Genomic DNA, 21982 nt, shown 5'->3' with positions numbered 1-21982 from the left:
TCAGCTTGTTTACCGGATAGATTTGCGCGGCCCGCGAGGGCGGCGTGAGCAAAAGAATTTGCCTGGCGGCTTTAGCGCGGTGGTCCCACCTGACCCCATGCCGAACTCAGAAGTGAAACGCCGTAGCGCCGATGGTAGTGTGGGGTCTCCCCATGCGAGAGTAGGGAACTGCCAGGCATCAAATTTAGCGTGCTGATATGGCTCAGTTGGTAGAGCGCACCCTTGGTAAGGGTGAGGTCCCCAGTTCGACTCTGGGTATCAGCACCAGTTATAGGCATGAGTTCGGTTTAAAAGAATTTGCCTGGCGGCTTTAGCGCGGTGGTCCCACCTGACCCCATGCCGAACTCAGAAGTGAAACGCCGTAGCGCCGATGGTAGTGTGGGGTCTCCCCATGCGAGAGTAGGGAACTGCCAGGCATCAAACACAGAAGCCCTGAACGAAAGTTCAGGGTTTTTTTGTATGTTTCAAAAAGTCATGCTACCGCTACGAAATCAACGCTTCGCAACCCTTAAAACCACAGATATAAAAAAGCCCCTGCTTTACAGCAGAGGCGATTGTTAACTTAACTGACTGAACATCAATGAATAACTTGCGACAGGAATGCACGCGTACGTTCTGATTTCGGGTTAGCAAAGAACTCCTGTGGCGGCGCCTCTTCCACAATTTCACCGCGATCCATAAAGATCACGCGATCCGCCACGGTGCGCGCAAAGCCCATTTCATGCGTAACGCACAGCATCGTCATGCCATCTTCTGCCAGGCCAATCATCGTATCGAGCACTTCTTTGACCATTTCTGGATCGAGCGCGGATGTTGGCTCATCAAACAGCATAATTTTCGGCTTCATGCAGAGTGACCGGGCGATTGCCACACGTTGCTGCTGTCCCCCTGAGAGTTGACCGGGGAACTTGTGCGCATGCTCGGCGATACGTACACGCTGCAGGTAATGCATAGCCAGCTCTTCCGCCTCTTTCTTCGGCATTTTACGCACCCAAATCGGTGCCAGCGTGCAGTTTTGCAGAACGGTAAGATGCGGAAAAAGATTAAAATGCTGGAAAACCATGCCTACTTCGGTGCGAACGCGTTCGATATTGCGGATATCATGATTCAAATGGATCCCATCAACTACGATACGGCCTTGCTGATGTTCTTCCAGGTGATTAATGCAACGAATAGTCGTCGATTTACCCGAACCTGAAGGCCCGCACAGTACGATACGTTCGCGTGGTTTCACTTTTAAGTTGATGTCTTTCAGTACATGGAACTGGCCGTACCATTTATTGACGTTTTCGAGTGTAATCATCATGGCATCAGCCGCATTAGTCATAGTTTGTGTCATGTTAAACCTCAGTGCGATGCACGCCCGGTGTGAAAACGCTTTTCCAAATACTGGCTATAGCGCGACATGCTAAAACAGAAAATCCAGTAAACCATGGCAGCAAAGACATAGCCTTCCGTCGACATACCCAACCAGGTTGGGTCAACGGTGGCTTGCTGCACGCTACTGAAGAGATCGAATAGACCGATGATGATCACCAGGCTGGTATCTTTAAACAGTGCAATGATGGTATTCACGAGGCCGGGAATGGTCATCTTGAGCGCCTGCGGTAAAATCACCAGCATTTGGGTTTTCCAGTAGCCCAGTGACAGTGATTCAGCGGCTTCATATTGGCCTTTCGGCAGCGCCTGCAAACCGCCGCGCACCACTTCCGCGACATAAGCGGACTGGAACAAGATCACGCCAACCAGTGCACGCACCAGTTTATCGATCGTAGTGCCTTCCGCCATGAACAGCGGCAACATTACCGACGACATAAACAGCACGGTAATCAGCGGTACACCACGCCAGAACTCAATGAAGATGATCGACAGTGTACGCACCACCGGCATTTCAGATCGGCGTCCCAGCGCCAATAAAATGCCTAAAGGCAGCGCGCCGGCAATCCCCACTGAAGCGATAATCAGCGTCAATGTCAGACCGCCCCATTGGCGAGTCTCTACGCGCTCTAAACCGAAATAGCCCCCGTACATCAAGAACCAAACCACAATCGGATATACCAACGCCCAGCAGGCGATATAGCGACCGCGACGTGGCATCGATTTGATGAACATCGGAACGATCGAGAGTAAGCCGATGACCAGCGACAGATTGATGCGCCAGCGCAACTCATGTGGATAAAGCCCATACATAAACTGGCCAAAGCGTGCATGGATAAACACCCAGCAAGCACCTTCTTTTGTGCAGTCTGCGCGCGTCTCGCCAATCCAGTTAGCCTGAAATACCAGCCAGTTCAGAGCCGGAGGAATCACGTTCCAGATCAGCCAGATGCTGAATAGGGTGAGGAGCGTATTCAGCCAGCTGGAGAACAGATTTTTGCGCGCCCAAAGCCAAGCCTTGCTGAGTGGATGGGTCGGAATCGGCGGTGTTTCATGTGTAGTAACAGACATAATGATCCCGTTCTCTTAACGCTCAACCAGCGCAATTTTGCGATTATAGAGGTTCATCAGCAGTGAAATGATCAGGCTGATAATCAGGTATACCGCCATGGTAATCGCGATGGTTTCAATCGCCTGACCGGTTTGGTTCAGCACGGTACCGGCAAACAGCGAAACCATGTCTGGATAGCCGATAGCGGCCGCCAGCGATGAGTTTTTCACGATATTGAGATACTGGCTGGTCAGTGGTGGGATGATCACGCGCATTGCCTGCGGGATGATCACCTGGCGCATGGTCACTGGATTGGGCAAACCGAGCGAACGTGCGGCTTCACTTTGACCATGAGGTACCGACTGAATCCCCGAGCGAATCACTTCAGCGATAAATGATGAGGTATAAACCGACAGCGCGAGGGTCAACGCGGCGAGCTCAGGTATCATCACGAAACCGCCGCGGAAGTTAAACCCACGCAGTTCCGGCACATCCCAATGCATAGCAGCGCCAAACAAGGTATGCGCAATCAGCGGCAGTAACACCACAAGTCCAACCGCAGCTGGCCAGGTGCGACGCAGTTGACCGGTTTTTAACTGATATTTGCGGTTATAACGGAACAGCGCCACGCAACCAAGCACCGCTAATGCCAATGCGATCAGGAATGGCCAGGTACCGGGCGCATATTCTGGCCATGGGATATACAAACCGCGATTGCTGACGAATGCCATATCAAAAGCGTTTAGCGCCTGACGAGGGCCGGGCAGGTTACGCAGAACCGCAAAGTACCAAAAGAAGATTTGCAGCAGCGGCGGGATATTACGGAAGGTCTCAATATAAATGGTTGAGAGCTTACGCAGCAGCCAGTTTTCTGACAAACGCGCCAGACCGATAGCAAAGCCAAGAATTGAGGCAAACACAATACACAGCGCAGAAACCAGCAGGGTGTTGGTTAACCCCACCATAAACACGCGCGCGTAAGTATCGCCTTCGGTGTAATCGATCAGGTGCTGGACAATGCCGAAGCCGGCACTGCGATCAAGAAACCCGAATCCGGAAGTGATGCCACGATTGGCCAGGTTGATTACGGTGTTGTGGATCAAATATCCCACCACAGCAAGCACGGCAACAATCGCGACGATCTGGTAAAGCCAGGCGCGAACCGTAGGATTACCGAACGAAAAATCCCTTTTTACGGTTGGGCGTTGCGACATGTTAAAACCTCAGTGAAGATTACGCGTGGGCACCGCAGGATGCGGTGCCCGACTGGCAGGACGAAATTAACGCACTGGCGGAGCGTACTGGATGCCGCCCTGATTCCAGAGCGCATTCTGACCGCGCTTAATTTTCAGTGCGCTATCTTTGCCAACGTTACGATCGAACACTTCCTGATAGTTACCGACTTGTTTGATGATGTTGTAAGCCCACTTGTTATCCAGCTTCAGGTCTTTACCGAAATCACCTTCCGCGCCCAGCAAATGTGCCATATCCGGTGTAGTTGGCTTCGCCACCATGTCATCGACATTTTTAGAGCTGATACCCATCTCTTCCGCGTTCAGCATGGCATACAGCGACCATTTAACGATGGTGAACCAATCGTCATCACCGCGACGCACAACTGGACCCAGCGGCTCTTTGGAGATCACTTCTGGCAGTACGATGAACTCGTCTGGCTTGCCAAGTTTAATACGCAGCGCATACAGCTGAGATTGGTCAGAAGCAAGGGTGTCGCAACGGCCGCTGTCGAGCGCCTTAGCCGATTCGTCAGAGCGGTCGAAGGTGACCGGTGTGTACTGCATTTTATGGGTTTTAAAGTAGTCAGCCACGTTCAACTCGGTATCAGTACCGGCCTGAATACACACGGTGGCACCATCCAGCTCTTTAGCACTTTTAAGACCTGCTTTCTGGTGAGTCAGGAAGCCGATACCGTCGTAATAGTTCACCCCTGCAAACAGGAAGCCCATGCCGCCATCGCGCGATGAGGTCCAGGTGGTGTTACGAGACAAGATGTCCACTTCGCCCGATTGCAGCGCGGTGAAGCGCTCTTTCGCGGTCAGCGGGGTATATTTCACTTTGGTTGCATCGCCAAATACCGCAGCAGCGGCTGCACGGCATACATCCACATCGATACCGGTGAATTTGCCGTTAGAATCAGCATAAGAGAAGCCTGGCAGGCCGTCACTGATGCCGCACTGTACAAAACCTTTCTTCTTAATGGCATCCAGCGTGGTGCCAGCGTGCGCTTGTTGAGCAACAGCGAACAGCGAGGCTGCAGCAACCAGAGTGGAAAGCATCATCTTTTTCATAAAGCATCCTGTGTGGCGATATCGTGTGTTGTTATGTTTGCACGCACTTTACTGTGCGCTTTTTCTGTCTGTGGTGGTTAGCCATCCACAACTCTGCAAACCTGATGCCAGGTTTGCAGAATCCTGAATTCTTTGGAAAGATCTTTTAATAACCTGAAGCACTCAGAAGATTCTGACTAATATGGCGCACCAAAAGGCAGCATGACGAGACGACACGATCACAAATAGTGCAAAAAGTTTCACTATATGGAAGCAGTGTGAGCTAACGCTCAGGAGAGGATGTATGAGTTTGTACGCTTACGGGTGAAGCGGGTAATGATCACACGTTGAGCAGCTTAGGTGTAATGAAAGGAGAGAGACGCGAGTAATAAGTGGAGGCAAAAAACGCTGCTGAGAGGGGAAAAAATTACTGATGCAATTGCAACTATCGTTACCATTATCGCGCCAATTGTTTCATGCGTTGCTAACGTCAGGAGACTTTCCGCGCAGCAGAAACAAAAACGCCAGCCATAAGGCTGGCGTTATCGCAGCAACGAACTGATTAGTTCATGCCGTATTTTTTCAGCTTCTTACGCAGGGTACCGCGGTTGATACCCATCATCAGAGCTGCACGGGTCTGGTTGCCACGGGTGTACTGCATCACCATGTCCAACAGAGGCTGCTCGACTTCTGCCAATACCAGCTCATACAGGTCACTCACATCCTGACCGTTCAGTTGAGCAAAATAGTTCTTCAGTGACTGTTTAACCGAATCACGCAGTGGCTTTTGGGTCACCTGATCCTGAGAGTTAACGGTAGAAACGGTGAGTACGTCAGAATTTACGCGTTGTTCGAACATAGTTCTTTCAGCTCTTTATTTCGTTTACGCAAGATTTTCGAAGTATGCCTCCAACGCCTCCAGCTGTTCGCTGGCATCCTCTATGGCGTTGAATGTGCGCCGAAACTGGTCATCAGGAGCACTTTCCTGCAAGTACCAGGAAACGTGTTTTCGGGCAATACGGTATCCTTTGCGCTGACCGTAAAAGTCGTGCAGCTCCCGTATATGTCCAATCAGCATTTGCTTCACTTCAGCCAGCGGCTTCGGTGCCAGCAGCTCCCCTGTGTCCAGATAATGCTGGATTTCCCGGAAGATCCACGGTCTTCCCTGAGCGGCACGGCCAACCATAAGAGCATCGGCTCCGGTATAGTCGAGCACCGCTCTGGCTTTATGCGGGTCAGTAATGTCGCCATTCGCAATGATCGGAATGGAAACGCTCTGCTTAACTGTCCGAATGCTGTCATATTCAGCAAATCCCTCAAACAAACAGGCGCGCGTGCGGCCATGAATGGTGAGAGCCTGAATGCCACAGCGTTCAGCCAATTGGGCAATCTCTACACAATTACGATTTTCTTTGTCCCAGCCGGTGCGAATCTTCAGCGTAACCGGTACATCAACTGCATTTACGACCGCGGTGAGAATCGACTCCACCAGTTGCGGATGTTGCAGCAGTGCTGAACCTGCCATCTTACGATTCACTTTTTTGGCCGGGCAGCCCATGTTGATATCGATAACCTGCGCGCCAGACACCACATTAATGCGCGCGGCGGCAGCCATCTCATCAGGATCGCAACCGGCAATTTGCACGGCACGAATCCCAGGCTCGTCACTATGCACCATACGCAAACGTGATTTGTCACTGGCCCAAACTTCCGGGTTAGATGACAGCATCTCGGAGACGGTCATACCGGCGCCGTTCTCATAACACAGGGTGCGAAATGGCTTATCGGATACTCCGGCCATAGGCGCAGCAATGAGTCGATTACGTAGCTGATATTGTCCAATGCGCATGAAAAAGAAGTGACCCTAACTGTTCGCAAGGCGGCGTATATTACGCATTTTTTAAAAAAGATGAAAGGCCAAACTTTGAACAATTCGCCGTCAAGGTTCCAGGGAATCTGCCTGAAGGCGCGGGTAAATGATATTAATCTTTATAATTCAAGTGGTTATGAAAATACGATGAAATTGTGTACAAAAATTTTTCTTAAAACATGAGCATAATCACAAAATAAAAACCGCCACATCCGGTAATTAGCCAGAGAAATGACGGCATTTCGATTATTAATTGTACTAATTTGTCCGTTCAGAGGTTATCCGAAGGTTATTCAACAATCAGGCGACCATGCAACGGTTGCAGCGGACGGTTGTTGGCGTTTTTTAACGCCTGCTGGAATGCTTGCAGCTGTGATTGAGAAAGCGTGACGGGCTGCTTCATCACCAACCAGCGCAAGCCTTCGGTGCAAGGAGGCGTGGTAAGCGAACCGCTGAAACGATAATAGTGACGATCGGTTGGGAAGAGCGGAGTTAAATCCATCCGCTGCTTCACCTCCACAGCCTGATTTTCCTGCTTAGGCATGGCAGCAATAAGCGGGTTAAGGGCGCTGTTTTCTTTACCTACTTCGAACATCACGGCAATCACTGCAATTTCGCCATCGGCGTTCGCATGGACGAAATGCGCTTCGAGGGGATAAGCGTGGCCGTTGATTTGGTTCTCACTTGGCGTGTGGAAGTGATATTGCTTGAGGCGGAAGATCTCGCCATCCAGCATAAAGTTATCTTCATCATCCACATCCACCTGCACGGTATGACCGTTATTCACCAGCTTTTCAGCCGCAGTGTGGAACTCTAGCCTAAGGGGCGGCAGGCGGCCTTCAATGGTATTACGGATATCAATGGGCGATTGAAACTTGCCGTTATGGCAGGTTTGGAAATCGGCGGAGAGTTCGCCCCAGTGTTCTGGGCCGGCGCTGCCTTCATAACTCCAGTGCGGTGCGGTGGGGGCCGATGCGGCGTTTGCACCGATGCTGAAGGACAACATGGCGCTAAGCAAGAGGGCGGTTTTCATGCTAAATCTCGACTAAAAAGGGGACCGGCAAGCGGCGTGCAGCAGATAATACGTGGCGAGGTGGAAATGACTACTCTGTAATGCCGTTTGCAGGGAAGAACCAGACAAGGCTTGGTTTTTTTGCCCTTTTTGTGGCGAGACGCATGCCTGCCCGGCTTCGGGCCGACATGCGGGAATGAGAACGTGACTTAGCGACGCACGCCGGTGATGCGGCACCACTCCTCTTTTTCGGCAACCGGATCCAAATCGAAGCGTTCAACATAAGCTTCACACACGCCTTCGGCCTGGCTCGCCAGCACGCCGGACAATCCAAGGTGGCCACCGGTTTTCGGCAGCACGCTGATCAACGGTGCCAGCTCGCGCAGCGGACCCGCGAGGATGTTGGCGACCACCACATCCGCCTGCAGGTTTTCTGGCTGCTGATGGGGCAGATACAGCGCCAAACGCTCGGAGACGCCATTACGTTCGGCGTTATCGCGGCTAGCCTGTATCGCCTGCGGATCGATATCAATACCAATGGCTTGCGCGGCACCCAACTTCAGCGCAGCAATGGCGAGAATGCCCGATCCACAGCCAAAATCGATCACCGTTTTACCCTGCAGATCCAGCCCGTCGAGCCAGGTTAAACACAGTGAAGTGGTGGGATGTGTGCCGGTGCCAAACGCAAGGCCCGGATCGAGCATCACATTAACCGCGGAAGGATCCGGCACATCACGCCAGCTCGGGCAGATCCACAAACGCTCACCGAAACGCATCGGGTGGAAGTTATCCATCCATTCGCGCTCCCAGTCTTTATCTTCGATCTGTTCGATCTTATGACGAAACGCGGATCCCAGCAGCGGGTGCTGACTTAACTCGGCCACCACATCGCTCATCTCGGTTTCGGCATCGAACAGGCCGATGACATCGGTATCGCCCCACAGCAGCGTTTCACCCGGCAGCGGCTCGTAAACCGGATTGTCGTGAGTATCCTGGAAAGTGACTGACACAGCACCAACATCCATTAGCGCATCGCTCAGGGTTTCGGCGTTTTCGCCAGTGCTATTAATTTTGATTTGAATCCAAGGCATAGTGTTTCTCTTTTATTCCAGTGCCGCAGCATGTGTTGCAGGCGTGCGGCCAAACAGATTACCCACCAGGAAGGCCAGCAGGCTTAAGATCAATGAAGGAACGATTGGGTGGAAACCCCACCATTCAATATTCAGGCTGGCAAGCAGCGTGTAGCAACCGGCACCGACCAGCATGCCGCTGATCGCGCCCGTGGAGTTGGCGCGCTCCCAATACAAGCCCAGTACCAGCGGCCACAGGAATACCGCTTCAAGACCACCAAATGCCAGCAGATTCAGCCAGATAATCATATCGGGTGGATTCCACGCCGCCAGCAGCAGCAGCACGCCAAGCACGAAAGTGATAGTGCCCGACAACAGGCGCAGGCGCGCCTCATTTTCAATGTGTTGCGGTGCAATACGCAGGTAGAGATCTTTGATCAGCGTAGCGGAGGATTGCAGCAACTGCGCGTTAATGGTCGACATAATGGCCGCCATTGGCGCAGCCAGAAAGACACCTGCAGCCATCGGCGGCAAAACGGTGATCATTAGCGCAGGAATCACGCGATCGGGAATGGTGAGATCCGGCAGGATTACGCGTCCCAGTGCGCCGGCCAGATGCATGCCGAACATCAGGATCACCACGACGATGGTGCCGAGCACGATACCGCGATGCATGGCTTTGCTGTCTTTATAAGAAATACAGCGTACGGCGGTATGAGGCAGACCAATCACCCCAAAACACACCAGCACGGCAAAGGAGCTGAGGAAGGTTGGGTTGATGACATTGCCAACACCTTCCGGTGACGTCAGCTGCGGATCGATGTTGTGCAGTTTGGTCACCGCAGAGGCTAATCCGCCGGCATGATGAATCACCGCGAACAGCAACAGGAAAGTGCCGATCAGCATCACCAGGCCTTGCATGGCATCGTTTAACACGCTGACGCGGAAGCCGCCGAAAGCGGTGTAGAGCGCGATGGTGCCGCCGAAAATCAGCAGGCCGGTATCGTAAGGAATGCCCGCCGCCGTCTCAAGCAGGCGCGCGCCGCCAATAAATTGCACGGTCATTGCGCCAATAAAGGCGACTAAGAGACTAATGCTGGATAGCCAGATCAGCAGTGTGCTGCCGTAGCGGCCATATAACATATCGTTGAGCGTGACGGCATTATAGCGGCGCGCCAGAATCGCGAATTTCTTCCCTAACACGCCAAGCGAGAGCCAGACGGCCGGTACCTGAATCATCGCCAGCAGCACCCATCCGAGGCCATATTTATAGGCCGCGCCAGGTCCACCAATAAACGAACTGGCGCTGATATACGTGGTGGTGATGGTCATTGCCAATACAAAGCCGCCCATCGAACGGCTGCCGAGGAAGTATTCGCTCAGGAAGTTGCCCTGACGTTGCTTGCGCATAGCAAACACCGACAGTGCGGCGATCAGCACCAGGTAGGCCAACAGCGGAAGAATGATTTCAGAGTCCATCGTTATCCTCCAGCGACATGTCGCGGAATAGCACGCGCACCATCAGCCAGCACAACACAATAAACAGTAGCGGGGCGAATAGACACGAAAGCTCAAACCACCTTGGTAAGCCAAAGAAGCCGATCTCATTGCCACCTAACCAGGCAGAAAGTCCCCAAACGGCAAGGTAGGCCAACGTCAGATAAAATGACCAGCGCGCCTCTTTGTTCGCTTGTAAAAAACGCCAATCCATTATGTAACCTCAAAGGCAACAAAAATGAAAAAGGCCGGAGTTAACCGGCCTCTGCTTTGCTCTGCGCTGCAATTACTTCTCTTGCAGGCCGAGTTTCTTCTCCAGATAGTGGATATTGGTGCCACCCTGCTGGAAGTTTTCATCGGACATGATTTTCATCTGCAGCTCAATGTTGGTCTTGATGCCGTCGATGATCAGTTCCGCCAGCGCATTCTTCATGCGCGAGATTGCCACGTCACGGTTTTCGCCATAGGTAATTAGCTTACCAATCATGGAATCGTAGTACGGTGGCACGCTGTAGCCGGCATAGATATGCGATTCCCAACGCACACCAAAGCCGCCCGGCGCGTGGAAGCGCGTAATCTTGCCTGGGCTTGGCAGGAAGGTGTTAGGATCTTCGGCGTTGATACGGCATTCCACCGCATGACCGCGAATCACCACGTCTTCCTGTTTGATCGACAGCGGTTGACCCGCAGCGATACGCAGCTGCTCTTTGATCAGATCGACGCCGGTGATCATCTCGGTCACCGGATGTTCCACCTGAATACGGGTGTTCATCTCGATGAAGTAGAACTCACCATTTTCGTACAGGAACTCGAACGTACCCGCACCGCGATAACCGATGTCGATACAGGCTTTAGAGCAGCGTTCGCCGATGTAGCGACGCAGTTCCGGCGTGATGCCTGGCGCGGGTGCTTCTTCAACCACTTTCTGGTGACGACGCTGCATTGAGCAATCACGTTCGGCCAGATAGATAGCGTTGCCCTGGCCGTCGGCCAGTACCTGAATCTCAATGTGGCGTGGATTCTCGAGATACTTCTCCATGTACACCATGTCGTTGTTGAAAGCCGCTTTGGCTTCCGCTTTCGTCATGTTGATGGATTGCTCAAGATCTTTGTCGCTGCGCACTACGCGCATACCGCGACCGCCGCCGCCGCCAGACGCTTTGATGATCACCGGATAACCGATGCGCTTAGCGAAGGCACGGTTTTTTTCCATGTCGTCGGTCAGCGAACCATCAGAGCCTGGCACGGTTGGCACGCCGGCTTTCTTCATCGCGGTGATCGCAGACACTTTATCGCCCATCAGGCGGATGGTGTCGGCTTTCGGGCCGATGAAGATAAAGCCTGAGCGCTCAACCTGCTCGGCGAAATCGGCGTTCTCAGAAAGGAAGCCATAACCCGGATGGATAGCGACCGCGCCGGTAATTTCAGCGGCGGAGATCAGTGCCGGGATGTTCAGGTAGCTTTTGACTGAAGGTGGCGGGCCGATGCAGACGGTTTCGTCCGCCAGCAGCACGTGCTTCAGGTCACGGTCCGCGGTGGAGTGTACGGCAACAGTCTTAATGCCCAGCTCTTTGCAGGCACGCAGAATGCGCAGCGCGATCTCACCACGGTTAGCAATGACAATTTTATCCAGCATGCTTCGCCTCGTTATTCGATGATGACCAGCGGCTCGTCAAATTCAACCGGTTGGCCGCTTTCGACCAGAATCGCCTTCACAACGCCGGATTTATCGGCTTCGATCTGGTTCATCATTTTCATCGCTTCAACGATGCACAGGGTGTCGCCGGCATTTACTTTCTGGCCAACTTCAATGAAGGCTTTCGCGTCTGGGCTTGGGGTGCGATAGAAGGTACCGACCATCGGTGAACGCACGATGTGGCCACTGATCTCTGGTTTAGCTGCTTCTGCTGCCACCGGCGCGGCCGGGGCTACAGCGGTTGCCAGTGCAGGCTGCTGCATCATTGGCGCAGCGTAAGCTTGCTGCATCATCGGGTAGCCGGCATTTGCAGGTGAACGGCTGATACGAACGGACTCTTCGCCTTCTGAGATTTCCAGCTCGGAAATGCCAGACTCTTCAACCAGTTCGATCAGTTTCTTAATTTTACGAATATCCATGAGTGTGGTTCCGTACTCTGTTTAATTGGAATGTGACAGGCGTTTTACTGCCGTTTGTAAAGCCCAAGAGTATCCATCAGCGCCAAGTCCACAGATGACGCCGGCAGATACATCGGAAAGATAGGAGTGATGTCGGAACGGCTCGCGTGCATGCACATTTGAGAGATGCACCTCGATAAAAGGAATGCTAACCGCCAACAGGGCATCACGCAGTGCAACGCTGGTATGCGTGAACGCAGCAGGATTGATGATGATGTAATCCACGTTGCCGCGGGCTTCGTGGATTCGGTCAATCAACTGATACTCTGCGTTCGATTGCAAATGACTCAATTTCACATGGTGCTGATCGGCCTGCTGCGTCAAATCGCCGACGATGTGCGCCAGCGTAGTATGACCATACTTATCAGGCTCGCGCGTTCCCAGTAAATTCAAATTGGGACCGTTTAAAAGCAGTATGTGAAATTTGTGCGCCATCTTGCTGCTATCTCCTGCAATCAGTAAGGCATCGCGTAAAATACCGCGGCATCTCGCGTTTGTCACCCTTGCGGATGAAAAAGAAGACTTCGCTTGCAATAAAGCCGGGCATTATATCCGTTTCGTCGACATTCGCAGCAAAATACTGGTCTTATCTGCGAAGTTGATCGAATGCGGCCCGAAGGCCACACTTTTTAACAGAAATCGCGGGAAGAACACAACCATACGGGGATTATCTGTGGAGGAGTTTACGCAACTTATTGTAACGCCACGCTAACAGCGCAATAGCCAGTACGGCGTAGATCACCGGCTGCGGTGAGAGGACTTTCACAGACCAAAGATAGTGGATAGGCGCGAGGATCGCGACCAGATAGATGCCGTTATGCAGCGTTTGCCAGCGACGACCGAGTTTGCGCTGCATGCGCTGAAAGGATGTGATCGCAAGGGCGAAGAGAATGGTCCAGCTGATCATCCCCAGTAACAAATAAGGACGGGAAACCAGCTCGCTGCCAAGTAAAAGCAGATGATCGTAGCCAAGTTCCAGCAGGTAATAGCTGGTGAGGTGCAGGCTCGCCCAGGCGAAACACCACACGCCGAGTAAACGGCGCGTACGAATCAGCAGCGGTTGTTTCAGGTAGCGCGTCAGCGGGCTAACCAGCAGCGTGGCAAGCAGCAACTTTAGCGCCATTCTGCCCGTAAAATGCTGGATATCTTTTGCCGGATCAGCGCTCAGCCAGCCCTGCGTTGCCGCCATAAACAGATAAACAAACGGCAGAAAAGCCGCCAGATGCAGCGCGACTTTCAGGGCGGTGATGTGGCGTAAAGAGAGGCGCACTCAATAGTTCTCCCGTAAATCCAGGCCGCGATACAGTGAAGCGACGTCTTTCGCGTAGCCGTTGAACAGCAGGGTAGGTTGGCGATCAACCTTTAAAATGCCGCCCGCACCAATAAAGCGTTCAGTAGCCTGAGACCAGCGCGGATGATTCACATGCGGGTTTACATTGGCGTAGAAACCGTACTCATTGGCGGCGATCTGGCTCCAGGTGGTTGGCGGACGATCGCGAGTCAGTGTGATTTTTACAATCGATTTAATCCCTTTGAAGCCATATTTCCACGGTACCGTCAGCCGAATCGGCGCGCCATTCTGCGGTGGCAACGCTTTGCCATATACGCCGGTGCTCAACAGCGTCAGCGGATGCATCGCTTCATCAAGGCGCAAACCTTCAACATAGGGATAATCCAGCCCGCCGCCGATAAAGCGATCTTTTTGGCCTGGCATTTGGTCCGGTGCGTACAGGGTTTCAAAGGCGACGAAGCGTGCGTTGCTGGTGGGTTCGGCCAGCTTAAGCAGCTTGTTGAGCTCGAAGCCGACCCACGGGATCACCATCGACCACGCTTCAACGCAGCGCATACGGTAGATGCGCTGTTCCATCGCGAAACGCTTGAAGATGTCATCCATATCCAGCGTTATCGGTTTGGCCACTTCGCCTTCAATGCGCAGTTTCCACGGATCGGTTTTTAGCGTTCCAGCATTGGCGGCAGGATCGGCTTTATCCAGACCAAATTCGTAAAAGTTATTGTAACCCGACACCTTATCAAAGGGCGTGAGCGGCAAATCGGCCTGCCACTCGGCCGGTTTGGTAAAATCTAAATCTCTGCCGGCGGGTGCGGGCGGGCGGTCATTACCTTTAAACCAGCTCAGCACATCGGCTTGCGCCGTGCCGGGCAAACTGGCCGCTGCTGCGCCTAATCCTAACGCTTTCAGTACCTGGCGGCGGCGCATATTAAAGACGCTTTCTGGCGTGACGTCGGCCTCTGTGAGCAAGTGCTTCAGGTTCATGACGTTCTCCTGTGAATAGTAAGTTAAAACCAGCATGCTCAACTTCAGCGTCGGGCGCGAATTTGCCGGGAAAAATGTGAAATTTCCTGGCAAAGCGGCCCCTTTGAGAATAGGACGAAAAAGCCCATATCAACGTCAGGCCATCCATGTTTAACGCTATACTCGCGCCGTAGCGCTTATCAAGCGGTGTAATGTGCGATTTTGATGCCTGTCTGGCGCTGAATCGCGCAATGATTTGTGCTATTTTGCTCAGGTTTACGCCAATGGTAAGAGTGGCGTCGACGGATTCACACCGTTCATAACCGCAGTGATGCAGGCACAGGGATGCGATTAACAACTAAATTTTCTGCGTTTATTACTTTATTAAGCTTACTGGCGATGTTGTTAATGCTGGTGGGCTGCGCTTTTAGTTTTATCTGGCTTTCGCAGCAGCGCGTGGAAACGCGTATGCAAACCCTCGCGACGGAAGTGGATAAAGCGCTGGCGACACAATCGCCGCAGGACATTACGCAATGGCTGACGCGCATGATGCCTGTAGTCAACGTTGAGCAGATGCAGTTGCTCAATGGCGATACCGTAATATTCAGTTTAGCCCGCCACGAAAATCCAATGTTAGAAGATGAGCCCAATCGCTTCGTTCAGTTTGATTTGCCCCTGACGCATTCCCCGGGCCTTGAACTGCGCGTGGTGGTGCTTGATCCGGCCAAAACGCTATTTCGCTCCTTTACCGGCACATATACGTTGGTGGTCCTTTTTACCGTCGTCGCAATTATGTGCGTGCTACTGGTGATGACCAACCGCTGGTTGAACCGGCGCTGGCAGAATATGGAACAATTGGAAGCGCGCGCCGATCGTATTCTGGCTGGCGAACGCACATCACGTAATAACGATGCAGCCGAATGGCCACCGAAAGCCAGTCGCGCGATTGACACGCTGCTGGGCGATTTGCAGGAAGCGGGCGAGCAGCGTTTACGCATCGATACCTTAATTCGCACCTTTGCCGCTCAGGATTCGCGTACTGGCCTCAACAATCGCTTGTTCTTCGATAACCAGCTCGCAACCTTACTGGAAGATCAGGAAGATGTGGGCACGCACGGCGTGGTGATGATGGTGCGCCTACCGGATCTCGATACGCTGCACGAAACTCTTGGCCCAACGCTGGTGGAAGAGTATCTGTTTGACCTGATTAATATGCTGTCGACCTTTGTGCTGCGCTATCCGGGCGCACTGCTGGCACGTTATTTCCGTAGTGATTTCGCCGTATTGTTGCCGCATCGTACTTTAAAAGAAGCCAACAGCATTGCCGACCAACTGATCAACGCCGTTGATTCATTGCCGCCGATGCGCATGGTCGATCGCGACGATTTGATCCACATCGGCATCAGCGCGTGGCGCAGCGGGCAAAGCGTGTCGCAGGTGATGGAGAATGTTGAAATGGCAACGCGCCGTGCGGCATTGCAGGGCGGCAATAGTTGGTCGATCGGTGAAGGCAATACGCTAGACATGGGGCGCGGCAGCGTGCGCTGGCGCACCTTGCTGGAGAACACCCTCAATCGTGGCGGCCCACGTCTGTATCAGAAACCCGCAGTGTTATTGGATGGAAAAGTCCACCATCGCGAAGTACTGGCGCGCGTATTCGATGGAGATAAAGAAGTGGTATCGGCTGAATTCATGCCGCTGGTATTGCAGCTTGGCATGACCGACAGTTGGGATCGCCAATTAGTCATGCGCATCGCGGCGCTTTCTGAAGTTTGGCCCGATGAAACGCTGGCACTGCCAGTGAATATTGATTCGCTGTTGCAGCGACCTTTCCAGCGCTGGCTGCAAAAATTGCTGCTGCAGTGCAGCAAATCGCAAAGAAAACGTTTTTTATTTGAACTTGCTGAGGCCGACGTTTGTCAACACCTCAACCGTTTAGTGCCGGTTTTCCATATGTTAAGCGCATTTGGTTGCCGCATCGCGGTGGATCAGGCCGGTTTGACGGTAGTCAGCAGCGCTTATATCAAGCAATTTCCGATTGAAGTGATCAAGCTGGCGCCCGGCTTGGTGCGCAATATTGAACGTCGAACAGAGAACCAGCTGTTTGTACAAAGTTTGCTGGAAGTTTGTAAGTCTTCCCCGACACAGGTTTTTGCCGCAGGCGTGCGGACACGCGCGGAGTGGCAAACGCTGTCGGGATTGGGTGTTTCAGGCGGGCAGGGCGATTTCTTTGCGCCATCGCTGCCGGTCAACAGTAATGTAAAGAAACACTCGCAACGTTATCGAATTTAAACCTTCAGCGCGCGAAGTGCGGGCTGATGGCTGTTTATCTCGCTTATTTGTGCCGGAGCGCGCGATCCTGGCGGCTGGAAATGTTAGATTTTATGTCGAAATTCACCCGCTCACGCCGGGTGAATTTGGGTTAAAACGGCGAGTTAACGCCATTTAACAACGGCGAAAGACGAAACAATCAGGCCAAAAAATTATTCAGCGTATTTTTTCACCGAAGCAGAACGTTTTTGCGCCTTGTAGCGGCTTCGCGTGGTTGGTAAAGTAGGCGGATTTTATTTTCCGCCCCCAGCTTGCAGGATTATCCCTTAGTATGTTTAAAAAATTTCGTGGCATGTTTTCCAATGACTTGTCCATTGACCTGGGTACCGCGAATACCCTGATTTACGTGAAAGGACAAGGCATCGTGTTGAACGAGCCTTCCGTGGTTGCCATTCGTCAGGATCGTGCCGGCTCCCCAAAGAGCGTAGCGGCTGTCGGTCATGACGCTAAGCAGATGCTTGGCCGTACGCCGGGCAACATCGCTGCTATCCGTCCTATGAAAGATGGCGTTATCGCCGACTTCTTCGTCACCGAAAAAATGCTGCAGCACTTCATTAAGCAAGTGCATAGCAACAGCTTTATGCGTCCAAGCCCACGTGTGCTGGTCTGCGTACCGGTGGGTGCGACCCAGGTTGAGCGTCGCGCTATCCGTGAATCTGCACAGGGGGCAGGCGCGCGCGAAGTCTTCCTGATTGAAGAGCCAATGGCTGCGGCGATTGGTGCAGGATTGCCGGTTTCTGAAGCAACCGGTTCCATGGTGGTTGATATCGGTGGTGGTACCACTGAAGTGGCGGTGATCTCGCTGAACGGCGTGGTTTACTCCTCTTCTGTGCGTATTGGTGGTGACCGCTTCGATGAAGCTATCATTAATTATGTTCGCCGCAACTACGGTTCACTGATCGGTGAAGCGACTGCGGAACGCATCAAGCACGGCATCGGTTCTGCTTATCCGGGCGATGAAGTGCACGAGATTGAAGTGCGCGGCCGTAACCTGGCAGAAGGTGTGCCACGTGGCTTTACGCTTAACTCGAACGAAATTCTTGAAGCGCTGCAGGAACCGCTGACCGGTATCGTGAGCGCGGTGATGGTTGCACTGGAACAGTGCCCGCCAGAACTGGCTTCTGACATCTCCGAGCGCGGCATGGTGCTGACCGGTGGTGGTGCGCTGCTGCGTAACCTGGATCGCCTGCTGATGGAAGAGACCGGTATTCCGGTGGTCGTCGCAGAAGATCCGCTGACCTGCGTAGCACGCGGCGGTGGTAAAGCGTTGGAAATGATCGACATGCATGGCGGCGATTTGTTCAGCGAGGAGTAATTCCTCAACGGCTGAGGCCCTGGTCAAATTGCGCAGGGAATAGCGCCTATGCTGACGCTGCTGCTTCAACGCACGACGGCGAGATGCGTCCAGCCTTGGAGGCGTTGGCTATACGGCTAACGCTTCTTCCCTGATGTCGAGGAACACGCAGAATTTATGAAGCCGATTTTTAGCAGGGGACCTTCCCTGCAGTTGCGCCTCTTTCTGGCAGTCATTGTGGCTATCGCGATTATCATCGCCGATAGTCGTGTGAGCTCCTTTTCCCAGATCCGCAACTACCTGGACACGTCGGTCAGTCCATTTTATTTTTTGGCCAACGGGCCAAGACAACTTCTTGATGGCGTATCCGAAACGCTGGCGTCACGTCAGCAATTGGAGCTGGAAAATAAAGCACTGCGCCGTGAGCTCTTCCTGAAAAACAGTGACTTGCTGATGCTGGGGCAATATAAGCAGGAAAATGCGCGTCTGCGAGAACTGCTTGGCTCGCCGCTGCGCCAGGATGAGCACAAGATGGTGACGCAGGTTATCTCCACCGGTACTGATCCTTATACCGATCAGGTGGTCATCGACAAAGGCAGCGTAAACGGTGTTTACGAAGGCCAGCCGGTGATCAGCGATAAAGGTGTTGTCGGTCAGGTGGTCGCTGTGGGCCAGGTTACCAGCCGCGTCTTGCTGATTTGCGATGCATCGCATGCGTTACCGATTCAGGTGCTGCGTAATGATATTCGTGTGATTGCCGCCGGTAATGGCTGTAGCGAAGATCTGCAGCTGGAACATCTGCCGGGCAACACGGATATTCGTGTGGGCGATGTCCTGGTCACGTCTGGCTTGGGTGGCCGCTTCCCGGAAGGTTATCCGGTTGGCGTGGTCTCCTCGGTAAAAGTCGATACACAGCGTGCTTACACGGTGATTCAGGCGCGTCCAGCGGCTGGCTTACAGCGTTTGCGCTATCTGCTGCTGCTGTGGGGCGCGGATCGCAACGGCGTGGCACCCATGGCACCGGACGAAGTGCATCGCGTTGCCAACGAACGCTTGATGCAGATGATGCCGCAGGTTCTGCCGCCAGCAGGCGAAATGGGACCTCCGGCACCCGATACGATGCAGTCGTCTCAGCAAATGGGGCCACCGCAACCTGCTAACAGCAGTCGTTCGCAAGGGAATTCTGCGAACACACGCGGAGGCCAGCCTTGAGTCGATATCGCAGCCAGGGCCGATGGGTTATCTGGCTGTCCTTTCTGATTGCCCTTATCCTGCAAATCATGCCGTGGCCGGAACAGATCTTTATGTTCCGGCCTTCATGGCTCTTGCTGATCCTGATTTACTGGGTGCTGGCGCTACCGCATCGGGTCAATGTCGGTACCGGTTTTTTTCTCGGTGCGATCATGGATCTGGTGGCGGGTTCAACGCTGGGCGTGCGTGCGCTGGCGTTCAGCATCATCGCGTATCTGGTGGCCTTTAAATTTCAGTTATTCCGAAACTTAGCGTTGTGGCAGCAGGCATTAATGGTTATGGTGCTGTCCCTTGCGGTGGATGTGATTGTTTTCTGGGCAGAATTCCTGGTAATCAATGTCTCTTTCCGCCCGGAAATCTTCTGGAGTAGTGTGGTCGACGGCGTCCTTTGGCCTTGGCTATTCTTATTGATGAGAAAGATTCGCCGTCAATTCGCTGTTCAGTAAGGAATACTATGATTAGCCTCTACCTCGCATCCGGTTCACCGCGTCGACGTGAGCTGTTAACGCAGCTTGGTCTGCAATTTGAGCGCCTGATTACCCACGTAGAAGAGCAGCGTCAGCCAGATGAAGCGGCTGAAGCTTACGTGCGTCGTCTGGCGACAGATAAGGCGCGCGCGGGTGTAGCGGTGGCGCAGCAGGATCTGCCGGTATTGGGTGCCGATACCATTGTGGTGCTGAACGGTGAAGTATTGGAAAAACCGCAAGATGCTGCGCATGCAGCCGAGATGCTGAGTAAGCTATCGGGACAAACTCATCAGGTGATGACTGCCGTGGCGTTGGCCGATTCGCAGCGTGAGCTGGATTGCCTGGTGACCACAGATGTGACCTTCCGCAAGATGACGGCGCAGGAAATTTCGCACTATATCGCCAGTGGCGAGCCGATGGATAAAGCCGGCGCGTACGGAATTCAGGGCCTTGGCGGCAATTTTGTCCGCAAGATTAATGGAAGCTATTACGCCGTAGTGGGATTGCCGCTGGTCGAAACCAGCGAGCTGCTGAACCATTTTCAGTCACTGCGGGCGTTAAGGGGACAAGATGACGGCTGAACTGCTGGTAAATGTGACACCCTCGGAAACCCGTGTTGCCTATATTGATGGCGGCATTCTGCAGGAAATCCACATTGAGCGTGAAGCACGACGCGGCATCGTGGGTAACATCTATAAAGGACGCGTGAGTCGTGTCTTGCCTGGTATGCAGGCGGCCTTTGTCGACATCGGCATGGAAAAAGCCGCCTTTCTGCACGCCTCTGACATCATGCCGCACACCGAATGCGTGGCGGGTGACGAGAAGAAAAATTTTGTCGTGCGTGACATCGGCGAATTGGTGCGTCCCGGCCAGGATTTGATGGTGCAGGTGGTGAAAGATCCGCTCGGCACTAAGGGCGCACGCCTTACCACCGACATTACCTTGCCTTCGCGTTATCTGGTGTTTATGCCCGGCGCGTCCCACGTTGGTGTGTCGCAGCGTATTGAAACGGAAGCCGAGCGCGAGCGCCTGAAAGCGGTAGTTGCGGCTTATTGTGACGACCTGGGTGGCTTTATTATTCGTACTGCCGCGGAAGGCATTGGTTCAGAAGAGTTGGCGCAGGATGCCGCCTTCCTGAAACGGTTATGGACCAAAGTCAGCGAACGCAAAAAGCGCAATCAGACACGCTGCCTGCTGTACGGCGAACTGGCCTTAGCGCAGCGCGTACTGCGTGATTTCGCTGGCGCCGCGTTGGATCGCATTCGCGTCGACTCGCGTTTGACCTGCGATTTACTGGTGGAATTCACCAGTGAATACATTCCGGAAATGGCCAGCAAGCTGGAGCTCTACAGCGGTAAACAGCCGATTTTTGATCTGTTCGACGTTGAGAATGAAATCCAGCGCTCGCTGGAGCGTAAGGTTGAGCTGAAGTCCGGCGGCTATCTGATCATCGATCAAACCGAAGCCATGACCACGGTGGATATCAACACCGGCGCGTTTGTTGGACATCGCAATCTCGACGAGACCATCTTCAACACCAACATCGAAGCAACCCAGGCGATCGCGCGTCAATTACGACTGCGTAATCTCGGCGGCATTATCATTATCGATTTCATCGACATGAGTAATGACGAACATCGGCGCCGCGTGCTGCATTCGCTGGAAAGCGCACTGAGCAAAGATCGGGTGAAAACTGGCATCAACGGCTTCTCGGCGCTGGGTTTAGTTGAAATGACGCGTAAACGTACGCGTGAAAGTATTGAACATGTACTCTGCGCCGACTGCCCGGTATGCAAAGGGCGCGGTACGCTGAAAACGGTGGAAACCGTCTGCTATGAGATCATGCGTGAAATTGTGCGCGTGCACCATGCCTACGATTCCGACCGGTTCCTGGTGTATGTTTCACCGGCAGTGGGCGACGCGCTGAAGGGCGAAGAGTCGCATGCGCTGGCGGAAGTAGAGATCTTCGTCGGTAAACAGGTCAACGTTCATGTTGAACCGCTCTATACCCAAGAGCAGTTCGATGTCGTCATGATGTGATCGTGAGTTCCGTAAGCCAACGGACAGCA

Annotated in this window: 21 protein-coding genes, 1 tRNA gene and 2 rRNA genes; 9 read left to right on the top strand and 15 right to left on the bottom strand. The window is 53.2% G+C overall.

Annotation, left to right across the window (positions count from 1 at the left end):
- Positions 1-61: 61 nt before the first annotated feature.
- The 3 genes from rrf (ACRQ84_RS13335) to rrf (ACRQ84_RS13325) all read left to right on the top strand — a co-directional run bounded on the left by rrf (ACRQ84_RS13335) (position 62) and on the right by rrf (ACRQ84_RS13325) (position 416).
- Positions 62-177 (top strand): 5S ribosomal RNA (rrf, locus tag ACRQ84_RS13335).
- 14 nt (positions 178-191) lie between these two features.
- Positions 192-267: transfer RNA gene (locus ACRQ84_RS13330), tRNA-Thr, on the top strand.
- A gap of 33 nt (positions 268-300) precedes the next feature.
- Positions 301-416 (top strand): 5S ribosomal RNA (gene rrf, locus ACRQ84_RS13325).
- Between the two features lie 161 nt (positions 417-577).
- On the opposite strand, the gene ACRQ84_RS13320 is transcribed toward rrf (ACRQ84_RS13325), so the two are convergent.
- The 15 genes from ACRQ84_RS13320 to msrP form a co-directional block, all read right to left on the bottom strand.
- Positions 578-1339 carry an amino acid ABC transporter ATP-binding protein gene (locus ACRQ84_RS13320; protein WP_064738341.1) on the bottom strand — a complete coding sequence of 254 codons (762 nt, stop codon included), beginning with the start codon at positions 1337-1339 and terminating at the stop codon, positions 578-580.
- Between the two features lie 8 nt (positions 1340-1347).
- A complete protein-coding gene (locus ACRQ84_RS13315; protein WP_064738342.1) occupies positions 1348-2448 on the bottom strand; it encodes an amino acid ABC transporter permease in 1101 nt (366 codons plus the stop codon).
- A 15-nt stretch (positions 2449-2463) separates the two neighbouring features.
- On the bottom strand, positions 2464-3642 hold the full coding sequence (locus ACRQ84_RS13310; protein ID WP_064738343.1) for an amino acid ABC transporter permease: 1179 nt from the start codon (positions 3640-3642) through the stop codon (positions 2464-2466).
- Positions 3643-3708: 66 nt separating this feature from the next.
- A complete protein-coding gene (locus ACRQ84_RS13305) occupies positions 3709-4734 on the bottom strand; it encodes an amino acid ABC transporter substrate-binding protein (RefSeq protein WP_064738344.1) in 1026 nt (341 codons plus the stop codon).
- Positions 4735-5275: 541 nt separating this feature from the next.
- Positions 5276-5572, bottom strand: coding sequence for a DNA-binding transcriptional regulator Fis (gene fis, locus ACRQ84_RS13300; protein WP_007891954.1), 297 nt, complete (start codon positions 5570-5572; stop codon positions 5276-5278).
- Positions 5573-5596: 24 nt separating this feature from the next.
- Entirely contained in the window at positions 5597-6562 is a 966-nt protein-coding gene (dusB, locus tag ACRQ84_RS13295; protein WP_064738345.1) for a tRNA dihydrouridine synthase DusB, read from the bottom strand.
- Positions 6563-6872: 310 nt separating this feature from the next.
- Positions 6873-7616 carry a carbonic anhydrase gene (locus ACRQ84_RS13290; protein ID WP_064738346.1) on the bottom strand — a complete coding sequence of 248 codons (744 nt, stop codon included), beginning with the start codon at positions 7614-7616 and terminating at the stop codon, positions 6873-6875.
- 188 nt (positions 7617-7804) lie between these two features.
- Positions 7805-8686, bottom strand: a complete 882-nt coding sequence (gene prmA, locus ACRQ84_RS13285) for a 50S ribosomal protein L11 methyltransferase (RefSeq protein ID WP_064738347.1) — start codon at positions 8684-8686, stop codon at positions 7805-7807.
- 12 nt (positions 8687-8698) lie between these two features.
- A complete protein-coding gene (panF, locus tag ACRQ84_RS13280; RefSeq protein WP_483816323.1) occupies positions 8699-10144 on the bottom strand; it encodes a sodium/pantothenate symporter in 1446 nt (481 codons plus the stop codon).
- Positions 10134-10376: a YhdT family protein gene (locus ACRQ84_RS13275; protein ID WP_008102001.1), complete on the bottom strand. Its 243-nt coding sequence runs from the start codon at positions 10374-10376 to the stop codon at positions 10134-10136. The genes panF and ACRQ84_RS13275 overlap by 11 nt, the downstream gene beginning before the upstream one ends.
- Before the next feature lie 72 nt (positions 10377-10448).
- On the bottom strand, positions 10449-11798 hold the full coding sequence (accC, locus tag ACRQ84_RS13270; protein WP_008101999.1) for an acetyl-CoA carboxylase biotin carboxylase subunit: 1350 nt from the start codon (positions 11796-11798) through the stop codon (positions 10449-10451).
- Between the two features lie 11 nt (positions 11799-11809).
- Entirely contained in the window at positions 11810-12277 is a 468-nt protein-coding gene (gene accB, locus ACRQ84_RS13265) for an acetyl-CoA carboxylase biotin carboxyl carrier protein (protein WP_007891968.1), read from the bottom strand.
- A gap of 21 nt (positions 12278-12298) precedes the next feature.
- Positions 12299-12751 carry a type II 3-dehydroquinate dehydratase gene (gene aroQ, locus ACRQ84_RS13260; protein ID WP_064738350.1) on the bottom strand — a complete coding sequence of 151 codons (453 nt, stop codon included), beginning with the start codon at positions 12749-12751 and terminating at the stop codon, positions 12299-12301.
- A gap of 232 nt (positions 12752-12983) precedes the next feature.
- The gene (gene msrQ / locus ACRQ84_RS13255) at positions 12984-13586 is read right to left on the bottom strand and encodes a protein-methionine-sulfoxide reductase heme-binding subunit MsrQ (RefSeq protein ID WP_483816322.1); all 603 of its coding nucleotides are present in this window, start codon (positions 13584-13586) and stop codon (positions 12984-12986) included.
- The gene (msrP, locus tag ACRQ84_RS13250) at positions 13587-14591 is read right to left on the bottom strand and encodes a protein-methionine-sulfoxide reductase catalytic subunit MsrP (RefSeq protein ID WP_064738352.1); all 1005 of its coding nucleotides are present in this window, start codon (positions 14589-14591) and stop codon (positions 13587-13589) included. It lies immediately after the preceding gene.
- A gap of 324 nt (positions 14592-14915) precedes the next feature.
- Between msrP and csrD the strand changes: the two genes are divergently transcribed.
- The 6 genes from csrD to rng all read left to right on the top strand — a co-directional run bounded on the left by csrD (position 14916) and on the right by rng (position 21953).
- The gene (gene csrD, locus ACRQ84_RS13245) at positions 14916-16862 is read left to right on the top strand and encodes an RNase E specificity factor CsrD (RefSeq protein ID WP_483816321.1); all 1947 of its coding nucleotides are present in this window, start codon (positions 14916-14918) and stop codon (positions 16860-16862) included.
- A 310-nt stretch (positions 16863-17172) separates the two neighbouring features.
- Positions 17173-18216, top strand: a complete 1044-nt coding sequence (gene mreB, locus ACRQ84_RS13240) for a rod shape-determining protein MreB (protein WP_007891976.1) — start codon at positions 17173-17175, stop codon at positions 18214-18216.
- A 156-nt stretch (positions 18217-18372) separates the two neighbouring features.
- Positions 18373-19407, top strand: a complete 1035-nt coding sequence (gene mreC / locus ACRQ84_RS13235) for a rod shape-determining protein MreC (protein WP_483816320.1) — start codon at positions 18373-18375, stop codon at positions 19405-19407.
- Positions 19404-19892, top strand: coding sequence for a rod shape-determining protein MreD (gene mreD / locus ACRQ84_RS13230; protein WP_064738355.1), 489 nt, complete (start codon positions 19404-19406; stop codon positions 19890-19892). The genes mreC and mreD overlap by 4 nt, the downstream gene beginning before the upstream one ends.
- An 8-nt stretch (positions 19893-19900) precedes the next feature.
- Positions 19901-20494: a Maf family protein gene (locus tag ACRQ84_RS13225; protein WP_483816319.1), complete on the top strand. Its 594-nt coding sequence runs from the start codon at positions 19901-19903 to the stop codon at positions 20492-20494.
- Positions 20484-21953: a ribonuclease G gene (rng, locus tag ACRQ84_RS13220; RefSeq protein ID WP_064738357.1), complete on the top strand. Its 1470-nt coding sequence runs from the start codon at positions 20484-20486 to the stop codon at positions 21951-21953. Before ACRQ84_RS13225 ends, rng begins: the two co-directional genes overlap by 11 nt.
- Positions 21954-21982: the final 29 nt, after the last annotated feature.

This window comes from Pantoea sp. E2023-21, assembly GCF_051302795.1.
Classification (GTDB): Bacteria; Pseudomonadota; Gammaproteobacteria; order Enterobacterales; family Enterobacteriaceae; genus Pantoea; species Pantoea ludwigii_A.
The sequence above is the reverse complement of the archived record's forward strand: the minus strand, read 5'-3'. Positions and strand labels throughout refer to the sequence as shown.